This is a genomic window from Mesorhizobium sp. Cs1321R2N1, from assembly GCF_037179725.1.
In the GTDB taxonomy this organism is placed as follows: domain Bacteria; phylum Pseudomonadota; class Alphaproteobacteria; order Rhizobiales; family Rhizobiaceae; genus Mesorhizobium; species Mesorhizobium salmacidum.
The window spans coordinates 1-20,655 of the sequence record NZ_JAPYKP010000045.1 but is presented as its reverse complement, the minus strand read 5'-3'; the positions used below and the strand labels follow the sequence as shown (position 1 = coordinate 20,655).

The 20,655-nt window shown below is 63.8% G+C and carries 23 protein-coding genes, 1 tRNA gene, 1 pseudogene and 1 riboswitch; of the genes and pseudogenes, 13 read left to right on the top strand and 12 right to left on the bottom strand.

From position 1 onward, the window contains the following. Nucleotides 1-9 precede the first annotated feature (9 nt). Entirely contained in the window at nt 10-1,014 is a 1,005-nt protein-coding gene (locus O7A61_RS14320; RefSeq protein WP_140718065.1) for an ABC transporter substrate-binding protein, read from the bottom strand. 267 nt (nt 1,015-1,281) lie between these two features. Here O7A61_RS14320 and O7A61_RS14315 point away from each other — a divergent pair, with 267 nt between their 5' ends. Both O7A61_RS14315 and O7A61_RS14310 read left to right on the top strand, forming a co-directional pair. Beyond that, a complete protein-coding gene (locus tag O7A61_RS14315; RefSeq protein ID WP_337130361.1) occupies nt 1,282-1,665 on the top strand; it encodes a RidA family protein in 384 nt (127 codons plus the stop codon). A 57-nt stretch (nt 1,666-1,722) separates the two neighbouring features. Then, nucleotides 1,723-2,526, top strand: a complete 804-nt coding sequence (locus O7A61_RS14310) for a creatininase family protein (RefSeq protein WP_337130360.1) — start codon at nt 1,723-1,725, stop codon at nt 2,524-2,526. A 4-nt stretch (nt 2,527-2,530) separates the two neighbouring features. On the opposite strand, the gene O7A61_RS14305 is transcribed toward O7A61_RS14310, so the two are convergent. Together O7A61_RS14305 and cobD are read right to left on the bottom strand one after the other, a co-directional pair. Then, on the bottom strand, nt 2,531-3,040 hold the full coding sequence (locus O7A61_RS14305; protein WP_337130359.1) for a tyrosine phosphatase family protein: 510 nt from the start codon (nt 3,038-3,040) through the stop codon (nt 2,531-2,533). Beyond that, the gene (cobD, locus tag O7A61_RS14300; protein ID WP_337130358.1) at nt 3,037-4,083 is read right to left on the bottom strand and encodes a threonine-phosphate decarboxylase CobD; all 1,047 of its coding nucleotides are present in this window, start codon (nt 4,081-4,083) and stop codon (nt 3,037-3,039) included. Before cobD ends, O7A61_RS14305 begins: the two co-directional genes overlap by 4 nt. Here cobD and cbiB point away from each other — a divergent pair. Then, nucleotides 4,082-5,056: an adenosylcobinamide-phosphate synthase CbiB gene (gene cbiB, locus O7A61_RS14295; RefSeq protein ID WP_337130357.1), complete on the top strand. Its 975-nt coding sequence runs from the start codon at nt 4,082-4,084 to the stop codon at nt 5,054-5,056. The genes cobD and cbiB overlap by 2 nt on opposite strands. Here cbiB and cobO read toward each other — a convergent pair. From cobO to O7A61_RS14275, 4 genes are read right to left on the bottom strand one after another with little or no spacing between them, the layout of a single operon-like run. Then, nucleotides 5,053-5,667 (bottom strand): cob(I)yrinic acid a,c-diamide adenosyltransferase, encoded by a 615-nt coding sequence (gene cobO / locus O7A61_RS14290; protein WP_337130356.1) that lies wholly within the window; start codon nt 5,665-5,667, stop codon nt 5,053-5,055. The genes cbiB and cobO overlap by 4 nt on opposite strands. A 1-nt stretch (nt 5,668) precedes the next feature. Next, complete coding sequence (cobU, locus tag O7A61_RS14285; RefSeq protein ID WP_337130355.1) at nt 5,669-6,184, bottom strand: bifunctional adenosylcobinamide kinase/adenosylcobinamide-phosphate guanylyltransferase; 516 nt, start codon at nt 6,182-6,184, stop codon at nt 5,669-5,671. Continuing rightward, a complete protein-coding gene (locus O7A61_RS14280) occupies nt 6,177-6,980 on the bottom strand; it encodes a CbtA family protein (protein WP_337130354.1) in 804 nt (267 codons plus the stop codon). Before O7A61_RS14280 ends, cobU begins: the two co-directional genes overlap by 8 nt. A gap of 15 nt (nt 6,981-6,995) precedes the next feature. Further along, entirely contained in the window at nt 6,996-7,175 is a 180-nt protein-coding gene (locus tag O7A61_RS14275) for a CbtB domain-containing protein (protein ID WP_337130353.1), read from the bottom strand. Between the two features lie 36 nt (nt 7,176-7,211). Continuing rightward, nucleotides 7,212-7,408: riboswitch (cobalamin riboswitch) on the bottom strand. Between the two features lie 138 nt (nt 7,409-7,546). Between O7A61_RS14275 and O7A61_RS14270 the strand changes: the two genes are divergently transcribed. Beyond that, nucleotides 7,547-8,716: an aromatic ring-hydroxylating oxygenase subunit alpha gene (locus O7A61_RS14270; protein ID WP_337130352.1), complete on the top strand. Its 1,170-nt coding sequence runs from the start codon at nt 7,547-7,549 to the stop codon at nt 8,714-8,716. A gap of 4 nt (nt 8,717-8,720) precedes the next feature. Here the strand turns inward: O7A61_RS14270 and O7A61_RS14265 are convergent, their stop codons facing one another. Further along, a complete protein-coding gene (locus tag O7A61_RS14265; protein WP_337130351.1) occupies nt 8,721-9,920 on the bottom strand; it encodes an MFS transporter in 1,200 nt (399 codons plus the stop codon). 235 nt (nt 9,921-10,155) lie between these two features. Between O7A61_RS14265 and O7A61_RS14260 the strand changes: the two genes are divergently transcribed. Both O7A61_RS14260 and O7A61_RS14255 read left to right on the top strand, forming a co-directional pair. Next, nucleotides 10,156-11,154 (top strand): heparan-alpha-glucosaminide N-acetyltransferase, encoded by a 999-nt coding sequence (locus tag O7A61_RS14260; RefSeq protein ID WP_337130350.1) that lies wholly within the window; start codon nt 10,156-10,158, stop codon nt 11,152-11,154. After that, nucleotides 11,151-11,621 (top strand): methyltransferase family protein, encoded by a 471-nt coding sequence (locus O7A61_RS14255; RefSeq protein ID WP_337130349.1) that lies wholly within the window; start codon nt 11,151-11,153, stop codon nt 11,619-11,621. Before O7A61_RS14260 ends, O7A61_RS14255 begins: the two co-directional genes overlap by 4 nt. Nucleotides 11,622-11,713: 92 nt before the next feature. Here O7A61_RS14255 and O7A61_RS14250 read toward each other — a convergent pair whose 3' ends face one another. From O7A61_RS14250 to O7A61_RS14240, 3 genes are all read right to left on the bottom strand, one after another. Next, nucleotides 11,714-12,100: a MerR family transcriptional regulator gene (locus tag O7A61_RS14250; RefSeq protein WP_006203215.1), complete on the bottom strand. Its 387-nt coding sequence runs from the start codon at nt 12,098-12,100 to the stop codon at nt 11,714-11,716. A gap of 139 nt (nt 12,101-12,239) precedes the next feature. Next, nucleotides 12,240-13,658: a magnesium transporter gene (gene mgtE, locus O7A61_RS14245; protein WP_337130348.1), complete on the bottom strand. Its 1,419-nt coding sequence runs from the start codon at nt 13,656-13,658 to the stop codon at nt 12,240-12,242. A 15-nt stretch (nt 13,659-13,673) separates the two neighbouring features. Then, nucleotides 13,674-13,955: a hypothetical protein gene (locus tag O7A61_RS14240; RefSeq protein ID WP_337130347.1), complete on the bottom strand. Its 282-nt coding sequence runs from the start codon at nt 13,953-13,955 to the stop codon at nt 13,674-13,676. A gap of 57 nt (nt 13,956-14,012) precedes the next feature. Between O7A61_RS14240 and O7A61_RS14235 the strand changes: the two genes are divergently transcribed. The 7 genes from O7A61_RS14235 to lipB all read left to right on the top strand — a co-directional run bounded on the left by O7A61_RS14235 (nt 14,013) and on the right by lipB (nt 20,275). Beyond that, nucleotides 14,013-14,681 (top strand): response regulator transcription factor, encoded by a 669-nt coding sequence (locus O7A61_RS14235; protein ID WP_337130346.1) that lies wholly within the window; start codon nt 14,013-14,015, stop codon nt 14,679-14,681. Between the two features lie 124 nt (nt 14,682-14,805). Then, nucleotides 14,806-15,996, top strand: a complete 1,191-nt coding sequence (locus tag O7A61_RS14230) for an aminotransferase class V-fold PLP-dependent enzyme (protein ID WP_337130345.1) — start codon at nt 14,806-14,808, stop codon at nt 15,994-15,996. A gap of 11 nt (nt 15,997-16,007) precedes the next feature. Next, nucleotides 16,008-16,958, top strand: a complete 951-nt coding sequence (locus O7A61_RS14225) for an HpcH/HpaI aldolase/citrate lyase family protein (protein WP_337130344.1) — start codon at nt 16,008-16,010, stop codon at nt 16,956-16,958. A 51-nt stretch (nt 16,959-17,009) separates the two neighbouring features. Continuing rightward, the gene (locus tag O7A61_RS14220) at nt 17,010-18,194 is read left to right on the top strand and encodes a malate--CoA ligase subunit beta (protein WP_027146513.1); all 1,185 of its coding nucleotides are present in this window, start codon (nt 17,010-17,012) and stop codon (nt 18,192-18,194) included. A 13-nt stretch (nt 18,195-18,207) separates the two neighbouring features. Beyond that, nucleotides 18,208-19,107, top strand: a complete 900-nt coding sequence (gene sucD, locus O7A61_RS14215) for a succinate--CoA ligase subunit alpha (RefSeq protein WP_337130343.1) — start codon at nt 18,208-18,210, stop codon at nt 19,105-19,107. Between the two features lie 193 nt (nt 19,108-19,300). Then, nucleotides 19,301-19,385 (top strand) — tRNA-Leu (locus O7A61_RS14210). Between the two features lie 146 nt (nt 19,386-19,531). Then, nucleotides 19,532-20,275, top strand: coding sequence for a lipoyl(octanoyl) transferase LipB (gene lipB, locus O7A61_RS14205; protein WP_337130342.1), 744 nt, complete (start codon nt 19,532-19,534; stop codon nt 20,273-20,275). A 7-nt stretch (nt 20,276-20,282) separates the two neighbouring features. On the opposite strand, the pseudogene O7A61_RS14200 reads toward lipB, so the two are convergent. Beyond that, nucleotides 20,283-20,655, bottom strand: a pseudogene (locus tag O7A61_RS14200) (site-2 protease family protein); the annotation flags it as partial.

Sequence of the window (20,655 nt, the reverse complement as noted above, 5' to 3'; positions counted from 1 at the left end):
CGGGCCGGCCTATTTCTTCAGCTCGAGCCCGACACCCTTGTTGACGAAGGCCAGCGTGTAGGCCTTCGTGATGTCGATGCCTGCAGGCGTGACCTTGGCCTTGACCATCTTGTCGTAGAAGCTCTTGATCCGCGCATCGGTCATGGCGCCGATGCCGAGCTTCTCGGTGTCGCCGGAATCGGCAAGGCCGAACTTCTTCATCTGGTCGATCGAGAAGGCGATCTGCTCGTCGCTCATGTCAGGATTGTCTTTCTTGATTAGATCGTTGGCGGCCTTGTTGTCGCCGTAGAGGTACTTGTACCAGCCCTTGGCCGAGCCATCGACGAAGCACTGGACCACCTCGGGCTTCTTGTCGATCGTGTCCTGCATCACCTCGATCGTGGTCGAATAGGTGTCCCAACCATAGTCGGCGAGCAGGAACTGGTTCGGCACGAAGCCGCCTTCCTTCTTGACCGCGAACGGCTCCGAAGTGACGTAGCCCTGCTGGATCGACTTCTTGTTGGCGAGGAAAGGAGCGGTGTTGTAGGTGTAGGGCGCGCGCTTTGAAGCGTCGAAACCGAGTTCGATGACCATCCACTGGAAGAAGGTCTGCGCACCTTCATCGCCCAGAATGTACTGCTCGGCGTTCTTCAGGTCTTCCCATTTGTCGAGCCCCTCACCGGGGTGGGACATGATGACCTGCGGATCCTTCTGGAAATCGGCGGCCACGACACGCATCGGAATGCCCTGCTGGACGGCATCGAAGGCCGACAGCAAGTTCCCGCCCATGTAGAAATCGATCTTGCCGGCAAGGAGCATCGGCCGGCCGCTGACCTGCGGGCCGCCCTGCATGATGGTGACATCGAGGCCGCAGGCGGCATAGGTGCCATCCGCCACGGCCTGATAATAGCCGCCATGTTCCGGCTCGGCGAGCCAGTTGGTGCCGAAAGTGACTTTTTCATTCGCCGCCGCGCCCAATGTGCTGGCCGCAAGGAGAGCCACCACCGCGACCGAAATCTTCTGTTTCACGTACATTCACCACCACCCTTTATTTGCACCGGCGCGCTGCGCGCCGTGCTTGACACCAAACATTCAAGAAGCAAGACACATGCCACCGGCGTCGCGCGCCGGGACCCGCCCGCCTGCACCACAGCCATCTGCGAAAGCCGGAAAGGTCGTGCTGCACCGAAGGGCATCGTGCCTATTTTTTGAACGCCTGTCCACAATCGCACCGGCGACATGCACCGCCATCTTGATGGTGCATGCATCCGGCCTTAGGCTGGCGATATCCAGGAGATTGCCATGTTCAAGTTCCTCACCCCGAAGTCGATCAAGCCGCCCTTTGCCCGTTACAGCCACGGCGTCGAGGTGGCGGCCGGCAAGCGGCTGGTGCTGTGCTCCGGTCAGGTCGCCATCACGGCGGACGACCAGATACCGGACGACGCCGGCGCGCAGGCCGAACTTTGCTTCAAGAACATCGCGGCGATCCTGGGCGAAGCGGGGCTGGGATTGCCGGACATCGTGCGCATCAACGCCTATGTCACCGACCGCGCGCATCTGCGGCCCTATATGGAGGTCCGCGACCGGCTGTTTTCGAGCCCGGCGCCGGCCTCGACGCTGATGATCGTTTCCGGCTTTGCCCGGGCCGAATTCAAGGTCGAGGTCGAGGCGATCGCGGCCGGGTGATCGACAGGCCGGGCACACCGCGCTAGGTCTGCCCTGACTCATTTGAAGAGGCGTGACATGACCGTAGCAAAAAGACGCGTCTGGTGGGGCGACTATCGGACCACCGAGTATGCCTCGATCGATCCCGAGACGACGATCGCCGTGCTGCCGGTCGCGGCGATCGAGCAGCATGGGCCGCATCTGCCCGTCTCGACCGACACTTCGATCATGAACGGCATGCTCGACACGGTGATCACACGCCTGCCCGAGGACCTCGATATCCGCATCCTGCCGGTCCAGGCGGTGGGCAAGTCGAACGAGCATCTGCACGCGCCGGGCACATTGACCCTGCCGGCAACGACGCTGATCGAGGCGTGGACCGAGCTTGGCCTGTCGATAGCGCGCGCCGGCGTGCGCAAGCTCATCGTCGTCAATTCCCATGGCGGCAATGAAGAGATCATGGGTATCGTCACGCGCGAACTGCGCGTGCGCGAAAAGATGCTGGCGGTGAAGACCAGTTGGCAGCGCTTTGGCCGTCCGGCCGGCATGTACACCGAACTCGAGGACCGCCACGGCATCCATGGGGGCGATGTCGAGACTTCGCTGATGCTGCATTTCCGGCCGGATCTCGTCGACATCGGCAAGGCCGACAATTTCGTTTCCAACGTCGCCGACGCCGAGAAGGAATTCGCGCTTCTGCGCCAGACCGGCACGCATGCCTTCGCCTGGATCGCCAGCGATCTCAACCCGAACGGCGTGGTCGGTGACGCCAGCATTGCAACGGCAGAGAAAGGCCGATTGACGGCGGAACATCAAGCCGATGGCTTCATCAGCCTGGTGCGCGATGTGCGCAAGGCCAAGCTCGCCGAGTGGCTGAAGTAGCCGCCTAAATATCGATCTTGAGTGCGAACGGCGTGCCTTCGAAGGCGTCGGCGCCGCGCCCGATCGCTTCGATCGCCTCGATCATGCGGCCATTGCGCTCGAGCAGCGTGTCGGCCACAGCGATCAGCCGTGGATTGGGCGTCGCCGAAGGCGACAGCGCGCGCAGCGTCTGCGCCAGTTCCACCTCGTCGCGTTTCGGCGCCAAAGCCGCTGCGATGATATAGGCCGAGGCGGTTGAGCGGCTGATGCCGGCATAGCAGTGCACGACCATCGGCTTTGCGCGGTCCCAGCGGCGCGCGAAATCAAGCAGGTCGCGCACATGCTCCTCGCCCGGCATGGTCATCCCCTCCTGCGCCACGGCGATGTCGTGCATGACCAGATGCAGATGGTTTTCCCGGGGGATCGAGGCTGGTCGAATTACGTCCGTTCCGGCGGCAAGCAGCGACAGCATGCGGTCGGCGCCGGTCCTGGCAACGGTTTCCTCGATCTTCGCCAGCGAGCAGACATGGATCATTGTTTCGAACCTTTCGACCGATCCTCACGCCGCGACGCCCATTCGGCAAGGGCCGATTCAAGCCTGCGCCATTCCTCCTCGTTTGCCGGCAGGCCGGCGCGCAGGGCATTCGGCCGGTCGGAGAAATGCCGGAGCAGGATGCCACTTTCGCCAAGCGCGGAAAACAGGCCGCCGGCATCGGGCAGGCTGAGATAGCGGAACAATATGGTGCCGCCCGCGACGCGAACGCCGAACCGGCCAAACAGCGCATCAACCCGCACCACCTCATCCGCCAGCGACGCTCGCATCGCATCTTGCCAGTCGAGATCGGCGAGCGCGCGGATGCCGTATTCCAGCGCCGGTCCGGCGACGGCCCACGGCCCGAACTGCATGTGCAACCGTTCAGCCGTCGGCGCATCGGCAAGTGCGAACCCAAGCCGCAGGCCGGCCAGACCAAAGAACTTGCCGAAGGAACGCAGCACGACAATGCCGCCCTGGCCGACGTCGGCGGCGAGGCTGTGTTCGCGTGGACCGACATCCATGAACGCCTCGTCGACGACCAGCAGCCCGCCCTTGGCGCGAAGTCCGTCAGCCAGCATCAGCAGCCGGTCGCGCTCGATGATGCGCCCATCCGGATTGTTCGGATTGACGATGATGGCGAGGTCAGCGTCGACCAGCGCCGCGAAATCGGCGACCTCGACCACCTCGTGCCCGGCAATCGCTGCCGCCCGGGCGTGTTCGGCGTAGGTCGGCCCTAGCACCATCGCCTTGCCGGGCCTCACCAGCGAGGCTACGCGCGGCAGCAGGATTTGCGTCCCGGGCGCCGCCACCACGTTTCCCGCGGAAGGCGCGCCATAGGTGTTGGCCGCGATCTCCATCAGTTCGCGCCCACGCGCGGCCTCCGGCAACCGCCACAGGGAGGTGGCGGGCAGGTCGAAAAGCGGGTAGGAGTGCGGATTGATACCGGTCGAGAGGTCGACGAAAGGCAGCACGGCATTGGGGAAAAGCGCCCTTGCCCGGCCAAGACTTCCACCATGGTCCACCGCTCCTTCAAGAAGCCTCATGTCAGTCCTGATCGCTTTCCTGTCATTGCTTGTCGAATTCGTCCTTGGTTATCCCGACTGGCTGTTTCGCGCCATCGGCCATCCGGTGACGTGGTTCGGCAGGCTGATATCCTTTCTCGACTTGAGGCTCAACCGCGCCACTGATCCCGACGCACTGCGTCGCCAACGTGGTGTCCAGGCGCTTTTGGTCATCGTGCTGGTGCCGGCGCTGACAGGTCTTTGCGTGCAGCTCGTTCTGCTCTGGTTCGTCCCCTTGGGATGGATCATTGCCGTCCTTCTGGCAACATCGCTTCTGTCGCAGAAGAGCCTGCATGAACATGTCGAAGCCGTCGCCGACGCGCTCGACAGTGGAGGCCTCGACATGGGCCGCGCCGCCGTCTCGCGGATCGTCGGCCGCGATCCCGAAACGCTGGACCGGGCAGGCGTCTGCCGTGCGGCGATCGAAAGCCTGGCGGAGAATTTTTCCGATGGCATCGTCGCCCCCGCCTTCTGGACCGGCGTTGGCGGGCTGGCCGGCGGCGCCGCCTACAAGGCGGCCAACACCGCCGATTCGATGATCGGCCACCACACCCCACGCCATGAGGCGTTCGGCTGGGCGGCGGCGCGCTTCGACGATTGGATCAACCTGCCGGCATCGCGGCTGACGGCGCTGCTGATCGTGCTCGCTTCCTTCTTGGTCGAGGGCGCCGACCCCCACGGCGGCTGGCAAGCGGTACGGCGCGACGCGAAAAAACACCGCTCGCCCAATGCCGGCTGGCCCGAAGCGGCCATGGCCGGCGCGCTTGGGCTCGCGCTTGCCGGACCACGCAGCTATGGCGGTGTCATGGTCGACGACATCTTCATGGGCGAAGGCGGCCGCCGCGATGTCGACAGCGGCGACATCAGGCGCGCGCTGAAACTCTACCGTGTCGCTGATTTCCTGCTGATTGGCTTGTTCGGCCTGATCGCGGTGATCGCTGTTCTGGTTTTCTAAAACTCGATGCCCTGCTGAGCTTTCACGCCCGCCGAGAAATGATGCTTGGTCAAACCCATCTCGGTGACCAGATCGGCAGCCTCGACCAGCGCTGGCTTGGCGTTGCGGCCGGTGACGACGACATGCAGGTCCTCGCGCCGGCCTTTCAGCGCCACAACCACCTTATCGAGATCGAGATAGTCGTAGCGCAACGCAATGTTGAGCTCGTCGAGCACGACAAGGCTGATCGAGGGATCGTCGATCAATTCCAGCGCCTTGGCCCAGGCGGCCTCGGCAGCGGCGATATCGCGCTTCAGGTCCTGGGTCTCCCAGGTGAAACCCTCACCCATTGCGTGCCAGACGACGCGGTCGCCGAAGGCGGCAAACGCATCCTTCTCGCCGGTATGCCATTTGCCCTTGATGAATTGCACGACGCCGACGCGCTTGCCGTAGCCGAGCATCCGCAGCGCCAGCCCGAAGGCGGCCGTGGTCTTGCCCTTGCCGGGACCGGTGTTGACGATCAGCAACCCCTTCTCGACCGTCTTGCTCGCAACCTCGGCGTCCTGCACCGCCTTGCGCTTGGCCATCTTGGCGCGATGGCGTTCTTCATCCTTGTCGTCGATGTCAGTCATTTCACTTCACCTTGAGCGGTAGCCCCGCCACCATCAGCAGCACCGTGTCGGCAACCGCGGCGACCCGCTGGTTGAGCCGGCCGGCATCGTCACGAAAACGCCGGGCCAGCGCATTGTCGGGCACGATGCCTTGCCCGACCTCGTTCGACACGACGAACCACGGTCCGCGCGGCCGCGACAGCACGTCCGCCAGCCGTCGGCACTCCGCCTCGACGTCGTGACCGGCCAGCATATGATTGGTGAGCCATAGCGTCAGGCAGTCGACAAGCACCGGCTGATCATCCGGCAAAGCCTCCAGCGCTTCGGTAAGGTCGAGCGGCGCGTCGATGGTCGACCAGCCCTCGCCGCGCCGGGAGCGGTGCAGTGCGATGCGCTCATGCATCTCGTCGTCATAGGCTTGCGCCGTGGCGACATACGCCCATGGCGGGGGCAATGCCATCGCCAATGTTTCGGCGTGCGCGCTCTTTCCGGAGCGCGCGCCGCCGATGATGAAAATCAGCTTGCCGCGATCAGGCAAAGCTGTCGCGCAAGCTGGTCGCCGTGCCGGTGAAGCGCCTGCGCACCACGCCCACGACCGCGCCGAGCACCAGCCAGAACACCAGATTGGTCACCGTCACCGCCACCACGAACTGATGGTGCAGGCCTTCCGGGATAGGCGTCTCGAAACTGTCGGGCTGCGGCGCGCCGACGATGTGCGGGGCAACGATCAGCAAGACGGCAAGGATGGTCAATGGCAGCGATCTGCGAAACACGATCAGGCCAAGGCCGATGGCGGTCGCCGCCGCCGTCGCGGTCCACCAGATCTGGCGCGCAAGCAGATCGGCCGCCGGCATCGCCGGCAGTTCCGGCTGCAGGCCAAGGCCTGGTGCCAGCGTGAACACGGCAAAGCCGGCCAGCCCCCAGAACACGCCCTGGCGCCAATTGCCGACGCCGCCGGCAAACTCGGAAACCGCGACCAGGACCAGCGCGAAGCCGATGCCGGTGACGATATTGGCAACCACGCTGAAGGCGAAACGCTCGAAACCGTCGGCCGGCGCCCAGCCTTCGTCTTCCACCGCCGGCGCCATGGCGTCGGCGGTCGCGGGCGCGGCAGAGCTCATCGCATTCCCAGCGGGCGCGACCGTGCTCACCGCATCGTTGCTGGCCGCCGGTGCGGCCGCGTGGTCATGGTGATGGCCGCCGCCGGCCTTTTCGTAGACTTCCGCCTTGAGGATCAGCGGCACGGTCGCATAGGCCTGCATGCAGGCGAGAACGACACCGGCCACAAGCCCCGCGATCGCCGCGACGAACACGACGTTGCGAAACAGATTCATGATGTCAGATCCTCGTTAGTGGCAGGGAAATGCCATCGAGTGGCGATAGTCGTGGGCGGCATTGTGGACCGCATCGATATGCGAGAAACCGACAAAGCCAACGACGAACATGCCGAGCAGCGCCGCGAGCGCGAGCTGCATGAAGCGCGCCTGCGAGGAGACGGAGGCGCCGAGGGAGACGGAAGCGGTAGTCATGTCTTGTCCTTTCGCCCTCCACCCGAGGGCATCGAAGTCAGTTTCCTGTCGCCGGCAGGTCTCCTGGCTCGCGGATAAGCGCCCTTCCCCACCTTCCCGAAGGAAAACCTTCAGTGGCATATGGAGAGGACTACCGCACACAGTTGCGGGGGCAGCCACGACATTGGGCAAAACCTCGCCCGCACCGCATTCCCTCTTGGCTCCAAAAAGGAACCGACGACGTTGGTGACTATAGGGAAATTCGCCGCGCGCGGCAAACCAAATTCCGACAGCCGCCAGCGCAGGAGCGTCGTATCGGCAAGGCCGCTCCCCTCCTGATTGACAAACTTCATGGCCGGGTGTCGGCTGCCAACCCTCACAGGAAGCCAGCCATGCAGCCCGATGCCAGCGAGCGCGAGCCCTATAACGGCCTGACCCGAACCGAGCCGACGCTGCCCTCATCGGCCTATTGGGACCAGGAGACCTATCAGCGTGATCTCGACGCCATCTGGTACAGAAATTGGCTGCTCGTCTGCCGCGAGGCCGACCTTGCCCAGCCTTTGGCATTCCGCACCTTCCGCGTCGGTACGCAGGAAATCCTTGTTCTGCGCGACGACGCCGGCGCGTTGCATGCCTTCCACAACACGTGCCGGCATCGCGGTTCGCAGCTTTGCCAGGAAGGCGAAGGACACCTGAAGGCGCGGCTGATCACCTGCCCGTATCATGCCTGGTCCTATTCGCTGCGTGGCGATCTGGTGCGTGTACCGTCGAAATCGCTGCCCGACGGCTTCGACAAGGCCGACCACCCGCTTTATCGCGTTGCACTCTCGGTGTGGCGGGGCTTCGTCTTCGTCAATCTTGCTGAAGATGCCGCCGGCTCAGCGCTGTCATCCTTCGACCCGGCCTCCGGCGACCTCGGCAACTGGCCGCTGGACACGCTGGTGTCAGGCCATGTGCTGCGCAAGGTGATGAACTGCAACTGGAAGATTTTCTGGGAAAACTTCAACGAGTGCCTGCACTGCCCGGGCGTCCACAAGGACCTGTCGCGGCTGGTGCCGATCTATGGCCGCGGCCTGATGAGCCGGCATGACGATCCCGAATGGACGCGCCATGCCGACAATGATGCGCCGGAATTCTCCGGCGGCCTGCGCGCCGGGGCTGAAACATGGTCGCGTGATGGGCAGACGCATGGGCCGGTTTTCCCCGGCTTGACGCAGGCGGAACGCACCGCCGGCCAGACCTATGCCACCAGCCTGCCCTCGATGTTCATCGTCGGCCATGTCGACTATGTCAGGACCGTGCGGCTGGTGCCGCTCGGTCCCGAACAGACCGAATTGACCGCCGAATGGCTGTTCGCGCCCGAGGCGCTCGCCGCCACCGATATCGACAACATCGTCGCCTTCGGCACACAGGTGCTGGAGGAGGATGCCGCGATCTGCGAGATCAACCAGAAGGGCCTGCGCTCGATGCGTCATACAGCCGGCGTGCTGATGCCCGAGGAATATGAGCTGCACGGCTTCCACAATTGGGTGCGCGAGCGCCATGCTGAGCTTTCGCTCTGATTTTTTAGAGGGATTTAGGCAGGTAGCGCCAGGTCATGAAGCCGCAAAACGCCGCCAGCAGGCCGAGCGTGACGAACACCGATCCCAATCCGAAGAAGGCCAGCACCACCGAATAGACCAGCGGCGGCGTCAATTCGGAAAAGTCGAGATAGGTGCGGTAGACCGCCGCCATCTGCGCGCGTTCATAGGAGCGCACCGAGCGCATGAAGGCGGTCGAGCCCAGCGCGTCGAGCGCGATGGTGAAGAAGGCGCCGCACAACAGGAAGGCGCCGGTCAGCAACGGCTCTGCCGCTCCGACCGTGCCCGCCGCCAGCAGCGACGCCGACATGGCGAAGTAGGCAAACGTCATGGTGCGTCGGCCGCCAAAGCGTTTTCCTGCCTTGCCCCAGAAGATCGCCATGAACAGCAGCGCATTGCCGGCCGAGACCAGCAGGCCGCCCGCCAGTTCACCCTCGCCGGTGATCACCATGAACAGCGGTCCATAGACGAAGAACGTCGTCCAGAAGCAGGACCGGCCGAAGGCGATCAGCCAGGCGAGCCTGAGCCTTGGCTGCGCCACGAAGCGGCCGATGTTGGCGAGCGGATTTGCCGGCCGCGTCTTGCCCGGGCGGATCGACGGGTTGTCGCCCAGCCGGTAGGTCCAGAACAGCGCCAGCAAAGCCATGGCGAAAACCGCCACCGCGCCATGCGCGGCATAGATGCCGAAATGCGCATAAAGGAAAATGCCAAGCGTCGGCCCGCCCGTCCAGGCAACCATCGACCACGCCATGCGCAGCGATTCGGCCTGCATGAAGTCGGTCTTGCGGATGTGGTCCATGATGTAGAGGTTGAGTGTGATCGACAGCGCACTGGCGCCCATGACGCGGCACAGCATGCCGGCGAGTTGTCCAGCGAGCGTGTGGGTGACGAAGAACAGCGAGCCGATGGCGAGCAGGCAGGCGCCTGCCGTGTAGACCCAGCGCCGCGCGAAGCGGCGGATCAGCATCGGCATGAACAAGGTCACCGACAGGCCGAGCATGGATACGACGGTGTAGAGGATCGAGACGATCTGCTCGTTGTGGAGTATCTCGTAGGCCTGGATCGGGATGACGCTCGACACCATGGCGCGGGCGAAGGACTCGACCGCGTAGAGCGAGGCGAAGGTGCGCGCATCCGCGGCCTTGAGGGCCGGAAGCCAGATCGGATGGCGCACATGCGTGGACATTGCTTCCCCAAAGCAGAATCGCGGCGTCAAATCTGCCGTGGATATTTCAGGCCCATTAAGAGGAAACCGACGCACACCCGGCAAAAAGCGAAGCCGGTCAAAGGCTTTCCCGCGCTGGCCCAATTCGGCGGCTGGCGCGGGCTCCGCCGCGCGGTCAGGCCAAGGCGACCGGTCTTCTTCTATCCAGTGCAACCGTGATAGTCGTCTTGGAGGGGCTGAATCAGATCGCGAGACCATGAGCATCCACACGCCGACCGCACCCGTTCCGGAGCCATCGAAGCGCATCGTTGCCATCGATATTTTGCGCGGCATCGCGCTGATCGCGATGGCAAGCTACCATTTCACCTGGGACCTGGAATTCTTCGGTTACACCGACCCCGGTCTCACCGCCTTCGGCTGGTGGAAGATCTACGCCCGCTGCATTGCCTCTACCTTCCTGTTCCTTGTCGGCGTCAGCCTCTATCTCGCCCATGGCCGACAGATCCGCTGGAACTCCTTCTGGAAACGGTTCGCCATGGTCGCCGGTGCGGCGGTCGCCATCTCGGTCGTCACCCGCATCGCCACGCCGGATGGATTCATCTTCTTCGGCATCCTGCATGAGATCGCGCTCGCCAGCCTGCTTGGCCTCGCCTTCCTGGGCCTGCCGGCGCTGCTGACGCTTGTCGTCGCCGCGCTGGTCATCGCGGCGCCAGTCTACCTGCGCTTCGAGGCACTCGATCACCCTTGGCTGTGGTGGATCGGCCTTTCCGCCGTCAATCCGCGCTCCAACGACTACGTGCCGCTTTTCCCCTGGTTCGGCGCGGTGCTTCTCGGCCTCGGAGTGGCGAAACTCGCTTCCGCTTCCGGCATACGGGCACGCCTGGCGAGCCTCGTGCCCGGCCGCTGGGCCAATCCACTGGTCTTCATCGGCCGCCACAGCCTGGCCTTTTACCTGATCCACCAGCCGCTGCTGATCGGTAGCGTCTGGCTGTTCTCGCAACTGATGCCGGCGCAAGTCGAGCCCCCGCAGGTCAATTTCCTGAAAACCTGCCAGCGCTCGTGCGAGCAGATGCGCAACGCAACCTTCTGTTCGAGCTATTGCGGCTGCATGCTTGATACGCTGCAAGGCGAAGGATCACTTGATCGGCTCTTCAACAACGACCAGACTGCGGACTTCAGGGCGCATCTGTCCGATCTTGCCGCAACGTGCACCGCCAAGACGGACGACAAGATAACCGAGGGAGGGACACAATGACCGAGCCGAAGCCTGGAGTGATACCGTGGCCGCCGGTGATCTACGCTGCCGCAATCGCCATCAGCATCATCCTCGGCATGCTGTATCCCTTGCCCTGGATCGGAGACCTCCTGGGCGACATTCTGTTCGCCGCCGGTTGGGTGGCGTTGTTCGCCGTCGCCGTACTCTGGTTCACCGCGATCCGCACCATGATGCGGGCCAGGACAACGCTCAATCCCAACGCCGTGCCCGATCATCTCGTCACGACCGGCCCCTTCGGCGTCACCCGCAACCCGATGTACCTGGCCAACACGCTGCTGTTGATCGGCGTTGCCTTCGTCTCGGGCATCGCCTGGTTTTTCCTGTTTGCCTTCGTCGCCGCCTTCGTCACCCAGAAGGTCGCGATCGAGGGCGAGGAAAAGATATTGGCGGCGAAATTCGGCAAGAAATACCGCGACTATGCCAAGCGGGTGCGGCGCTGGATCTGAGCCAGCGTTAAAGTTGCCAATCTTCCCCCTTGTGGGGAGATGTCCGGTAGGACAGAGGGGGGCGCTGTCCCGCCAACATCTCGAAATTTCGGCTAGGTGTTGACCCCGAGTTCGACCAGCCGCTCGACGCAAGACTCCTCGGCCTGATCGAGTTCGGCCAGCGTCTCCTCGAGGTCGCGGCGCTTTTGCCTGAGGTCCTCGCGTTTTTCCTCGATGCGCTTGATCATCAGCTTGAGCTGCCCGACCTCGCCCGGCGGCTCCTTGTACATCTGGATGATCTCGCGGATCTCGTTGATCGAGAAGCCGAGCCGTTTTCCGCGCATGATCTGCCGGATGAGGTGACGATCGGAAGGGCGAAACAGCCGCGTACGGCCGCGCCGCACCGGCTGCACCAGTCCCTCGTCTTCGTAAAAACGCAGCGTCCGCGTCGACACGTCGAATTCGCGGGTCAGTTCGGTGATCGAATAATATTCCCGCATTGTCACTCCATGCCGGAATTCCGGGTGATCGCCATGCGGCGTCGCCCATCTGTCCCGAACCAAACCCTTGCCCGCCGGAATCGACGCGGCACCCCGCACGAGCCTCGCACGGCATTTACGTAAAAGTCAATTAAGACGCTTACCGGACGCCGAACCACCAGGTCGCGAGGCCGAGGAAGGCAAAGAATCCAACGACATCGGTAACGGTGGTAACGAAAACCGCCGAAGCGACCGCGGGATCGACCTTGAACCGGTCGAGCAGCAATGGAATCAGGATGCCGGCAAGGGCCGCCACGAACATGTTGATGATCATCGCCGCCGCGATGATGCCGCCCAGATTGGGGTCATGGAACCAGACAGCCGCGACGATGCCGATCAGGATGGCGAAGACGATACCGTTGATGAAGCCGACACCCATTTCGCGGCGGATGATGCGGCCGGCATTGTAGATGTCGAGATCCCTGGTTGCCAGCGCCCGCACGGTGACGGTCATGGTCTGCGAGCCGGCATTGCCGCCCATGCCGGCCACGATCGGCATCAGCACGGCGAGGGCGACGATATGCTCGATCGTGCGATCGAACAGGCCGATCACCGATGCCGCCAAAAATGCCGTCAGCAGATTGACGAGCAGCCAGGGAACGCGCGAGCGCGAGGTCGCCAGAATGCTGTCGGAGAGCTCCTCGTCGCCGACGCCGCCCATGCGCAGCAGGTCCTCCTCCGCTTCCTGCTGGATGACGTCGACGACGTCGTCGATGGTCAGCACGCCGACCAGCCGCTCGTTCTCGTCGACGACGGCGGCCGACAAAAGGTCGTATTGTTCGAATTCCCGCGCCGCCTCTTCCTGGTCCATAGTGGCCGGGATGGCGTGCCGCGTCTCATGCATGACTTCCTCGACCTTGACCGCGCGCTTGGTGCGCAGGATCTGGTCGAGATCGATGGCGCCCAACAGCTTGAAGGTCGGATCGATGACGAAGATCTGGCTGAAGCGGTCGGGAAGGTTCTTGTCCTCGCGCATGTAGTCGATGGTCTGGCCGATGGTCCAGAAAGGCGGCACCGCGACGAACTCGGTCTGCATGCGCCGCCCGGCGGTCTCTTCCGGGTAGTCGAGCGAACGGCGCAGCCTGATCCGCTCGGTGAACGGCAGCTGCGACAGGATCTCGTCCTGGTCTTCCGGCTCCAGGTCTTCGAGGATGTAGACCGCATCGTCGGAATCGAGTGCCTGCACGGCTTGCGCGATCTGCGCATTGGGCAGGTTATCGACGATATCCATGCGGATCGCCTCGTCGACTTCGGTCAGCGCGGAAAAATCGAAGTCGGCGCCCAGCAGCTCGACCAGCGCGCGCCGCTGTTCGGGGTGCAGCGCCTCGATGACGTCGCCAAGTTCCGACTGATGCAGGTCGTCGACTTGGCGCTTGAGGGTCAGCGTATCGCGATCGGCGATCGCCGCACCAATCTGGGCAAGGAAGGACGATAGGACGGCACCGTCCTCGCCATAGATATCAGCGTGGTGCTCGTCGGCGGCCCTGGCGCCGGTCGTCCGTTCGTCCTGGCCTTCCACCAGCGCCTCCCGCCATCAGAATCCGGAAAAGGTGCAAATCAGGTCTAGACCATGAGTCCGCAAAGTGGAAACCGGTTTTCGGTCCGGTGCCCATACAAAAGTGACGGCGACTCGGAACGCTTCAACTTCGCAACATGTTCTTCCAACGCGCGGGAATTTCAGGCCAAACACATGCTTGCCCGCCCCGCGCGAACTGTCGATTTCATCAAAAGCAGGCCACGCTTCGGCTTCCTGCGGCGCGACAGCCGATGTCGCTGGGGAAAGAGCACCCCCGCGCCATTGGAGCAGAATTGTCATGATGCAGGTCCAGGCATCGGCTGGACCCGCCAGACCGCAACAAAAAAGCGGAAGCCCTTGAAGATCAAGTCACGGACAGAGAACAAGGCAGTCGAAGAGCGGCGCGTTCGCGTGATCGTGGCCGAACGCAATCCGCTCGTCATATCGGCTCTGCGCGAAATGCTGGACTGCGACGGGCGCTTCGAACTTTTGGCCTCGGTACAAAGCGGCAGGCATTTCCTGGAGCTTGCAGCGGTACAGGAGTTCGATGTCGCCGTGATCGGCTGGAAGCTCTCCGACATGGACGGCGCGGACGTCCTGGCCGAGGTCCAGGGCCGCAAGCTCAACATCCGCATCGCGGTCTTCTCAAATGACCATGACATCGGCATCCTGAAACAGTGTGTGCGCCTCGGCGCGCAAGGTTACTGCTTCCAGTTCGACGATCCCGCCATCATTTTCGACACGATCCTGGCTGTCGCGCACGGCCGCATCTGCATCCCCTTTATCGACATCAACAAGGTCAACGACACGCCTCTGTCCCGGCTTACCGTGCGCGAGCGTGAACTGCTGGCGGTACTGTCAGATGGCTGGACCAATTTGCAGATCGCGACCCGGACCGGGATCTCCGAGAATACGGTGAAGTACCATCTCAAGAATCTTTACGACAAGCTGGACGTCCGCAACCGCGCCATGGCGGTCGCGCTCTATTCACGAGAGAGGCGCAGCCAGAAGCAGCCTTTCGGGTAGGGCAACCGGGTAGGCCATACCCACCCGCACGCGGCAAGTTCTTACCCGCCAAGGTGTTGTTGACATCAGCCGTCGAAACGAAACTCCCCACCACCGCTTTGCTGGATCAGGAGGAGTTCGCACCATGGCCGGTTTCACCCATCTTTTCATTCCCGGGCCGACCAATATCCCCGAACAGGTCCGGCAGGCGATGAACCTGCCGATGGAGGACATGCGCGCCGCATCCTTTCCTGATCTCACGCTGCCGCTGTTCGAGGACATCAAACGCGTCTTCAAGAACGAGACTGGCCGCGTCTTCATCTATCCGTCCTCCGGCACCGGTGCCTGGGAAGCGGCGATGACCAATGTGCTCAGCCCCGGCGACCGCGTTTTGATGTCTCGCTTCGGCCAGTTCTCCCATCTGTGGGTCGACATGGCCGAGCGGCTCGGCTTCGAGGTCGACGTGATCGACTGCGAATGGGGAACCGGCGTTCCGCTGGACCTCTATGCCGAGCGGCTGAAGGCGGACAAGACGCACCGCATCAAGGCGATCTTCTGCACCCAGAACGAGACGGCGACTGGCGTCACCAGCGACGTCGCCGGCTGCCGCGCAGCGCTCGACGATGCGAACCACCCCGCCCTGCTTTTCGTCGACGGCGTCTCGTCGATCGGCTCGATCGACTTTCGCCAGGAAGAATGGGGTGTCGACTGCGCCGTCAGCGGCTCGCAGAAAAGCTTCATGCTGCCGGCCGGCCTCGGCTTCCTGTCGGTCAGCAAGAAGGCTCTCGTCGCTTCCAGAACCGCCACCCACCAGCGCTGCTTCTTCTCCTTCGAGGACATGATCCGCGCCAACGATGCCGGCTATTTTCCCTACACGCCGGCAACACAGCTCCTGCGCGGCCTGCGCGCCTCGCTCGACCTGATCGAGGACGAAGGGCTCGACGCCATCTTCGCCCGTCACCATCGCCTCGCCGAAGGCGTGCGCAAGGCGGTCGACGCCTGGGGCCTGAAGCTCTGTGCGAAGGCGCCGAAATGGCATTCGGACACGGTCAGCGCCATCCTGGTGCCTGATGGCATCGACAGCGGCGACGTCGTCAAGCGCGCCTACCAGGCCTACCAGACGTCGCTCGGCGGCGGCCTCAACAAGGTGTTCGGCAAGGTTTTCCGCATTGGCCATCTCGGCTGGCTGAACGAGGTGATGGTACTGGCCTCGCTGTCTTCAGCTGAAATGGCGCTGCTCGATTGCGGCGTCCGGCTGGCGCCGGGCTCCGGCGTCGGCGCCGCCATCCAGCATTTCCGCTCCTCGGCGGCAATGCCTGTCGCCGAAGCCGCCTGAGGGGACAGAAGATGAGCCACACCATCAACCACCTCAAGAAACTCAGGCTCCAGCGCAGCGAGCTGGCGGTTCCCGGCTCCAGCCCGGAGATGATCGACAAGGCAGCCAACAGCGCCGCCGACTTCGTCTTCCTCGACATCGAGGACGCTGTCGCCCCGCCCGACAAGGAACGCGCCCGCAAGAACATCATCCAGGCGCTCAACGACATCGACTGGCGCGCCAAGGGCAAAACCGTCTCGGTGCGTATCAACGGCCTCGACACCCATTACATGTATCGCGACGTCGTCGACGTGATGGAACAGGCCGGCGACCGGCTGGACACGATCCTGGTGCCGAAGGTCGGCGTGCCCGCCGATCTCTATATGGTCGAGGCCATGGTCAACCAGATCGAGATGGCCAAGGGATTCAAGACCCGTGTCGGCCTGGAAGCGCTGATCGAAACCGCGCTCGGCATGGCCAATGTCGAGGCCATTGCCGCCACGCCTGGCCGGCTGGAGGCGATGCATTTCGGCGTCGCCGATTATGCCGCCAGCAACAAGGCGCGGACCGTCAACATCGGCGGCCTCAACCCCGACTATCCCGGCGACCAGTGGCATTTCGCCCTGTCGCGCATGACCGTCGCCTGCCGCGCCTATGGGTTGCGCGCCATCGACGGGCCGTTCGGCGATTTCTCCGATCCGGAAGGCTACAAGGCGGCCGCCAGACGCGCCGCCGCACTCGGTATCGAAGGCAAATGGGCGATCCATCCCTCGCAGATTGCCTTGGCCAACGAGGTGTTCTCGCCGCCGGAGAAGGAAGTCACGCGCGCCCGCCGCATCCTCGAAGTGCTGAAAGAGGCCGAGGCGCAGGGCAAGGGTGCTGCCGCGCTCGACGGCAAGATGATCGACGCCGCATCGGAACGCATGGCACGCAACGTGCTGGTGGTTAATGACGCCATCGAGCGCGCCGGCCAGCTTAACTAGCCAACGAGAACCGCGCGTCGCGGCACTTCGACGATTTGGGGAGGAGAAAAAATGGACATCCACGAATATCAGGCCAAGGAACTGCTCGCCCGGCATGGAGTGCATGTGCCGCGCGGCGGCCTGGCTTACAGTCCCGAACAGGCGACCTACCGGGCGCGCGAGATCGGCGGCGGCAAATGGGTGCTGAAGGCGCAGGTTCATTCCGGTGCCCGTGGCAAGGCCGGTGGCATCAAGCTTTGCGCCAATGACGAGGAGATCTCGAGCGCCGCCGAAGCCATGCTCGGGCGCAAGCTGGTGACCCACCAGACCGGCCCGCGCGGCAAGCTGATCTCGCGCCTCTATCTGGAGGAAGCCGTCGACATCGCGCAGGAGCTCTATCTCGGCTTCGTGCTCGACCGCAAGGAAGAGCGCGTCATGATCGTGGCCTCGGCCGCCGGCGGCATGGAGATCGAGGAGATCGCCGAAAGAGCGCCGGATTCCATCATCCGCGCCACCGTCGATCCGGGCGTCGGCATGCAGCGCTTCCAGGCGCGCGAGATCGCCTTCGGGCTCGGGCTGGAGGACAGCCTGATCGGCAAGGCGACCGAGACCATCTTCAGCTGCTACCAGGTGTTCCGCGACTACGACGCCTCGATGCTGGAGATCAATCCGCTGGTGGTGACCCGCGACGGCAGCCTGGTCGCCCTCGACGCCAAGATGTCGTTCGACGAGAACGCGCTGTTCCGGCGGCCGGAAATCTCCGAATTGCGCGACAAGAGCCAGGAAGACCCGCGCGAAACCTTCGCCAGCGACCGAGGCCTCTCCTATGTCGGCCTCGACGGCAATATCGGCTGCATCATCAACGGCGCGGGGCTCGCCATGGCGACCATGGACATGATCAAGATCGCCGGCGGCGAGCCGGCGAACTTCCTCGACATAGGCGGCGGCGCTTCGCCCGAGCGTGTGGCGAAATCCTTCCGCGCCGTGCTCGGCGACAAGAATGTCGAAACCATCCTGGTCAACATCTTTGCCGGCATCAACCGTTGCGACTGGGTTGCCGAAGGCGTCATCAAGGCGATCCGCGAGGTCGGCGTCAACGTGCCGCTGGTGGTGCGGCTCTCCGGCACCAGGGCCGAGGAAGGGCGCAAGATCCTGGCCGATTCCGGCGAGGCGGTGATCGTCGCCGACACGCTCGCCGAAGCCGCCGAAAAAGCCGTCGCCGCGTGGCGCGCGGCCACCAAGAAAAAAGCAGCCTGAGGGAGGACGGAAAATGGCAATCCTGCTCAACCGCAGCACGCGCGTCGTCGTGCAAGGTTTCACCGGCAAGATCGGCAGCTTCCATGCCGAGGACATGAAGCGCTACGGCACCAAGCTGGTCGGCGGCGTCACCCCAGGCAAGGGCGGCCAGACGCATCTCGGCCTGCCGATCTTCAACACCGTCAAGGGCGCGGTGCGCGAAACCCGTGCCGAGGCGAGCATCGTCTTCGTGCCGCCGCCCTTTGCCGCCGATTCGATCATGGAGGCGGCGGATGCGGGGATAAAGCTCTGCGTCTGCATCACCGACGGCATACCCTCGCAGGACATGATGCAGGTCAAGCGCTACATGCGCCGCTACCGCTTCGAGGACCGCATGCGGCTGGTCGGTCCGAATTGCGCCGGCATCATCACGCCGGGACAGGCGCTGATGGGCATCATGCCCGGCTCGATCTACCTTCCCGGCCGTGTCGGCATCGTCGGCCGCTCGGGTACGCTGGGCTACGAGGCCGCCTCGCAGATGAAGGCGCTCGGCATCGGCGTCTCGACCAGCGTCGGTATCGGCGGCGATCCGATCAACGGCTCTTCCTTCAAGGACATTCTGAAGCTGTTCGAGCAGGATGACGAAACCGACGCCGTGGTGATGATCGGCGAGATCGGAGGACCGCAGGAAGCCGAAGCCGCAATCTGGGCGCGCGACAATATGAGAAAGCCGCTGATCGCCTACATTGCAGGGCTTTCCGCGCCAAAAGGCCGCCGCATGGGCCATGCCGGCGCCATCATCTCGGCCTTCGGCGAGTCCGCGCAGGAGAAGGTCGAGATCCTGAAAGAGGCCGGCGTCAGCATCGTGCCGACGCCCTCGTCCTTCGGCGACGTGGTGGCGGATACACTGGCTCGGACGAAGAAGGCTGCATAACTCCGTCAGATCATTGCAAAAGCACGAAGCGGCGACGCGGTCTCGGTGACGCGGTGCCGCTTTTGTTTCCGGTCGCGGAAAGCGCTTTGATCCGTTATGCTAGCTCCCTGCGATTAAATGCTCGCGGCGCACTTGTTTCGCCGGAAACGATTTGCTACACGCCGCGAGCCGGTCGGTTCCGGCTCTACCACGTGCGGTCGTGGCGGAATTGGTAGACGCGCAGCGTTGAGGTCGCTGTGGGGCAACCCGTGGAAGTTCGAGTCTTCTCGACCGCACCAAAAATCATCCTGACGGCACAGCCTACGGAATTTGAGCGAGCAAGTGCCCAGTGGCTTGCTGGCGAGACCAGGCGGTCTCAGAAGCGCGCGCCGAACTGGACGTTTCTGCCTGATATCGCCATATGGAAGGCGACAAGAGAGACGCCATGATAGAACGCAGCCAGATCGCCACGTCGTTCCTCCCCTTGCCCGGTTCGGCGCCGGTAGAATGGCTGGTCGACCCTGGCCTTACCGCCTATCCCGATGCGCTGGCCTTCATGGAGGCGCGCGCCGAGGCGATCCGCAGCGGAGCCGCCGGCGAGATGGTCTGGCTGGTCGAGCATCCGCCTCTCTACACCGCCGGCACTAGCGCCCGCATCGAGGACCTGATCGAGCCTGACCGCTTTCCGGTCTTCGCGGCCGGTCGCGGCGGCGAATACACCTATCACGGGCCCGGCCAGCGGGTTGCCTATGTCATGCTCGACCTGAAGCGCCGGCGCGAGGACGTGCGCGCCTTCGTCGCCGCACTCGAACAGTGGATCATCGGCACGCTCGCCGCCTTCAACGTGCGCGGCGAGCGCCGCGAGGACCGGGTCGGTGTCTGGGTGGTGCGGCCCGATCGCCCTGCCTTGCCGGACGGCTCACTGGGCGAGGACAAGATCGCGGCAATCGGCATCAGGCTGCGGCGCTGGGTCAGTTTTCACGGCATCGCCATCAATGTCGAGCCCGACCTTTCCCATTTCGGCGGCATCGTGCCCTGCGGCGTGCAGGACCATGGCGTCACCAGCCTCGTCGATCTTGGCCTCCCCGTGACGATGGCCGATCTCGACCTGGCGCTGAAATCCGCGTTCAAGGATGTGTTCGGCGCAGCCGCGGCCTTGCCCGCCGAAGTGGCCCGCAAGACCGGCTGACTGCGCGTCAGATCAGTTGGGCCGACGCCCACAACACGCCGCAGCCATGGATGGCGAACACCGCCAGCAAGGCCCCTGCGATGACGAAACGGTCGACGGTGCCGATCGGCTCCAGTTCGTGACGCGGCTTCACCCCGCTGCCGACGGTGAGCAGGCTGAGGATCGAAAACACCGCACCGGCCGCCAGTAGGAAGCCCGACGAAAAACCAGCCCGCCAGCCGAGCGCCAGAAAGGCCGAAAGCAGCGAGAAGGACGCCAGCGCCAGGACGACTGGCCCCGGGCAGATCTGGCGCAGCACCTGGCCGCCGTCGAATTTCCACACCGGCACCAGATTGGCGATGTTGAACAGGGCCACGCAGCCCGCAAGCGCGGCCAGCAGC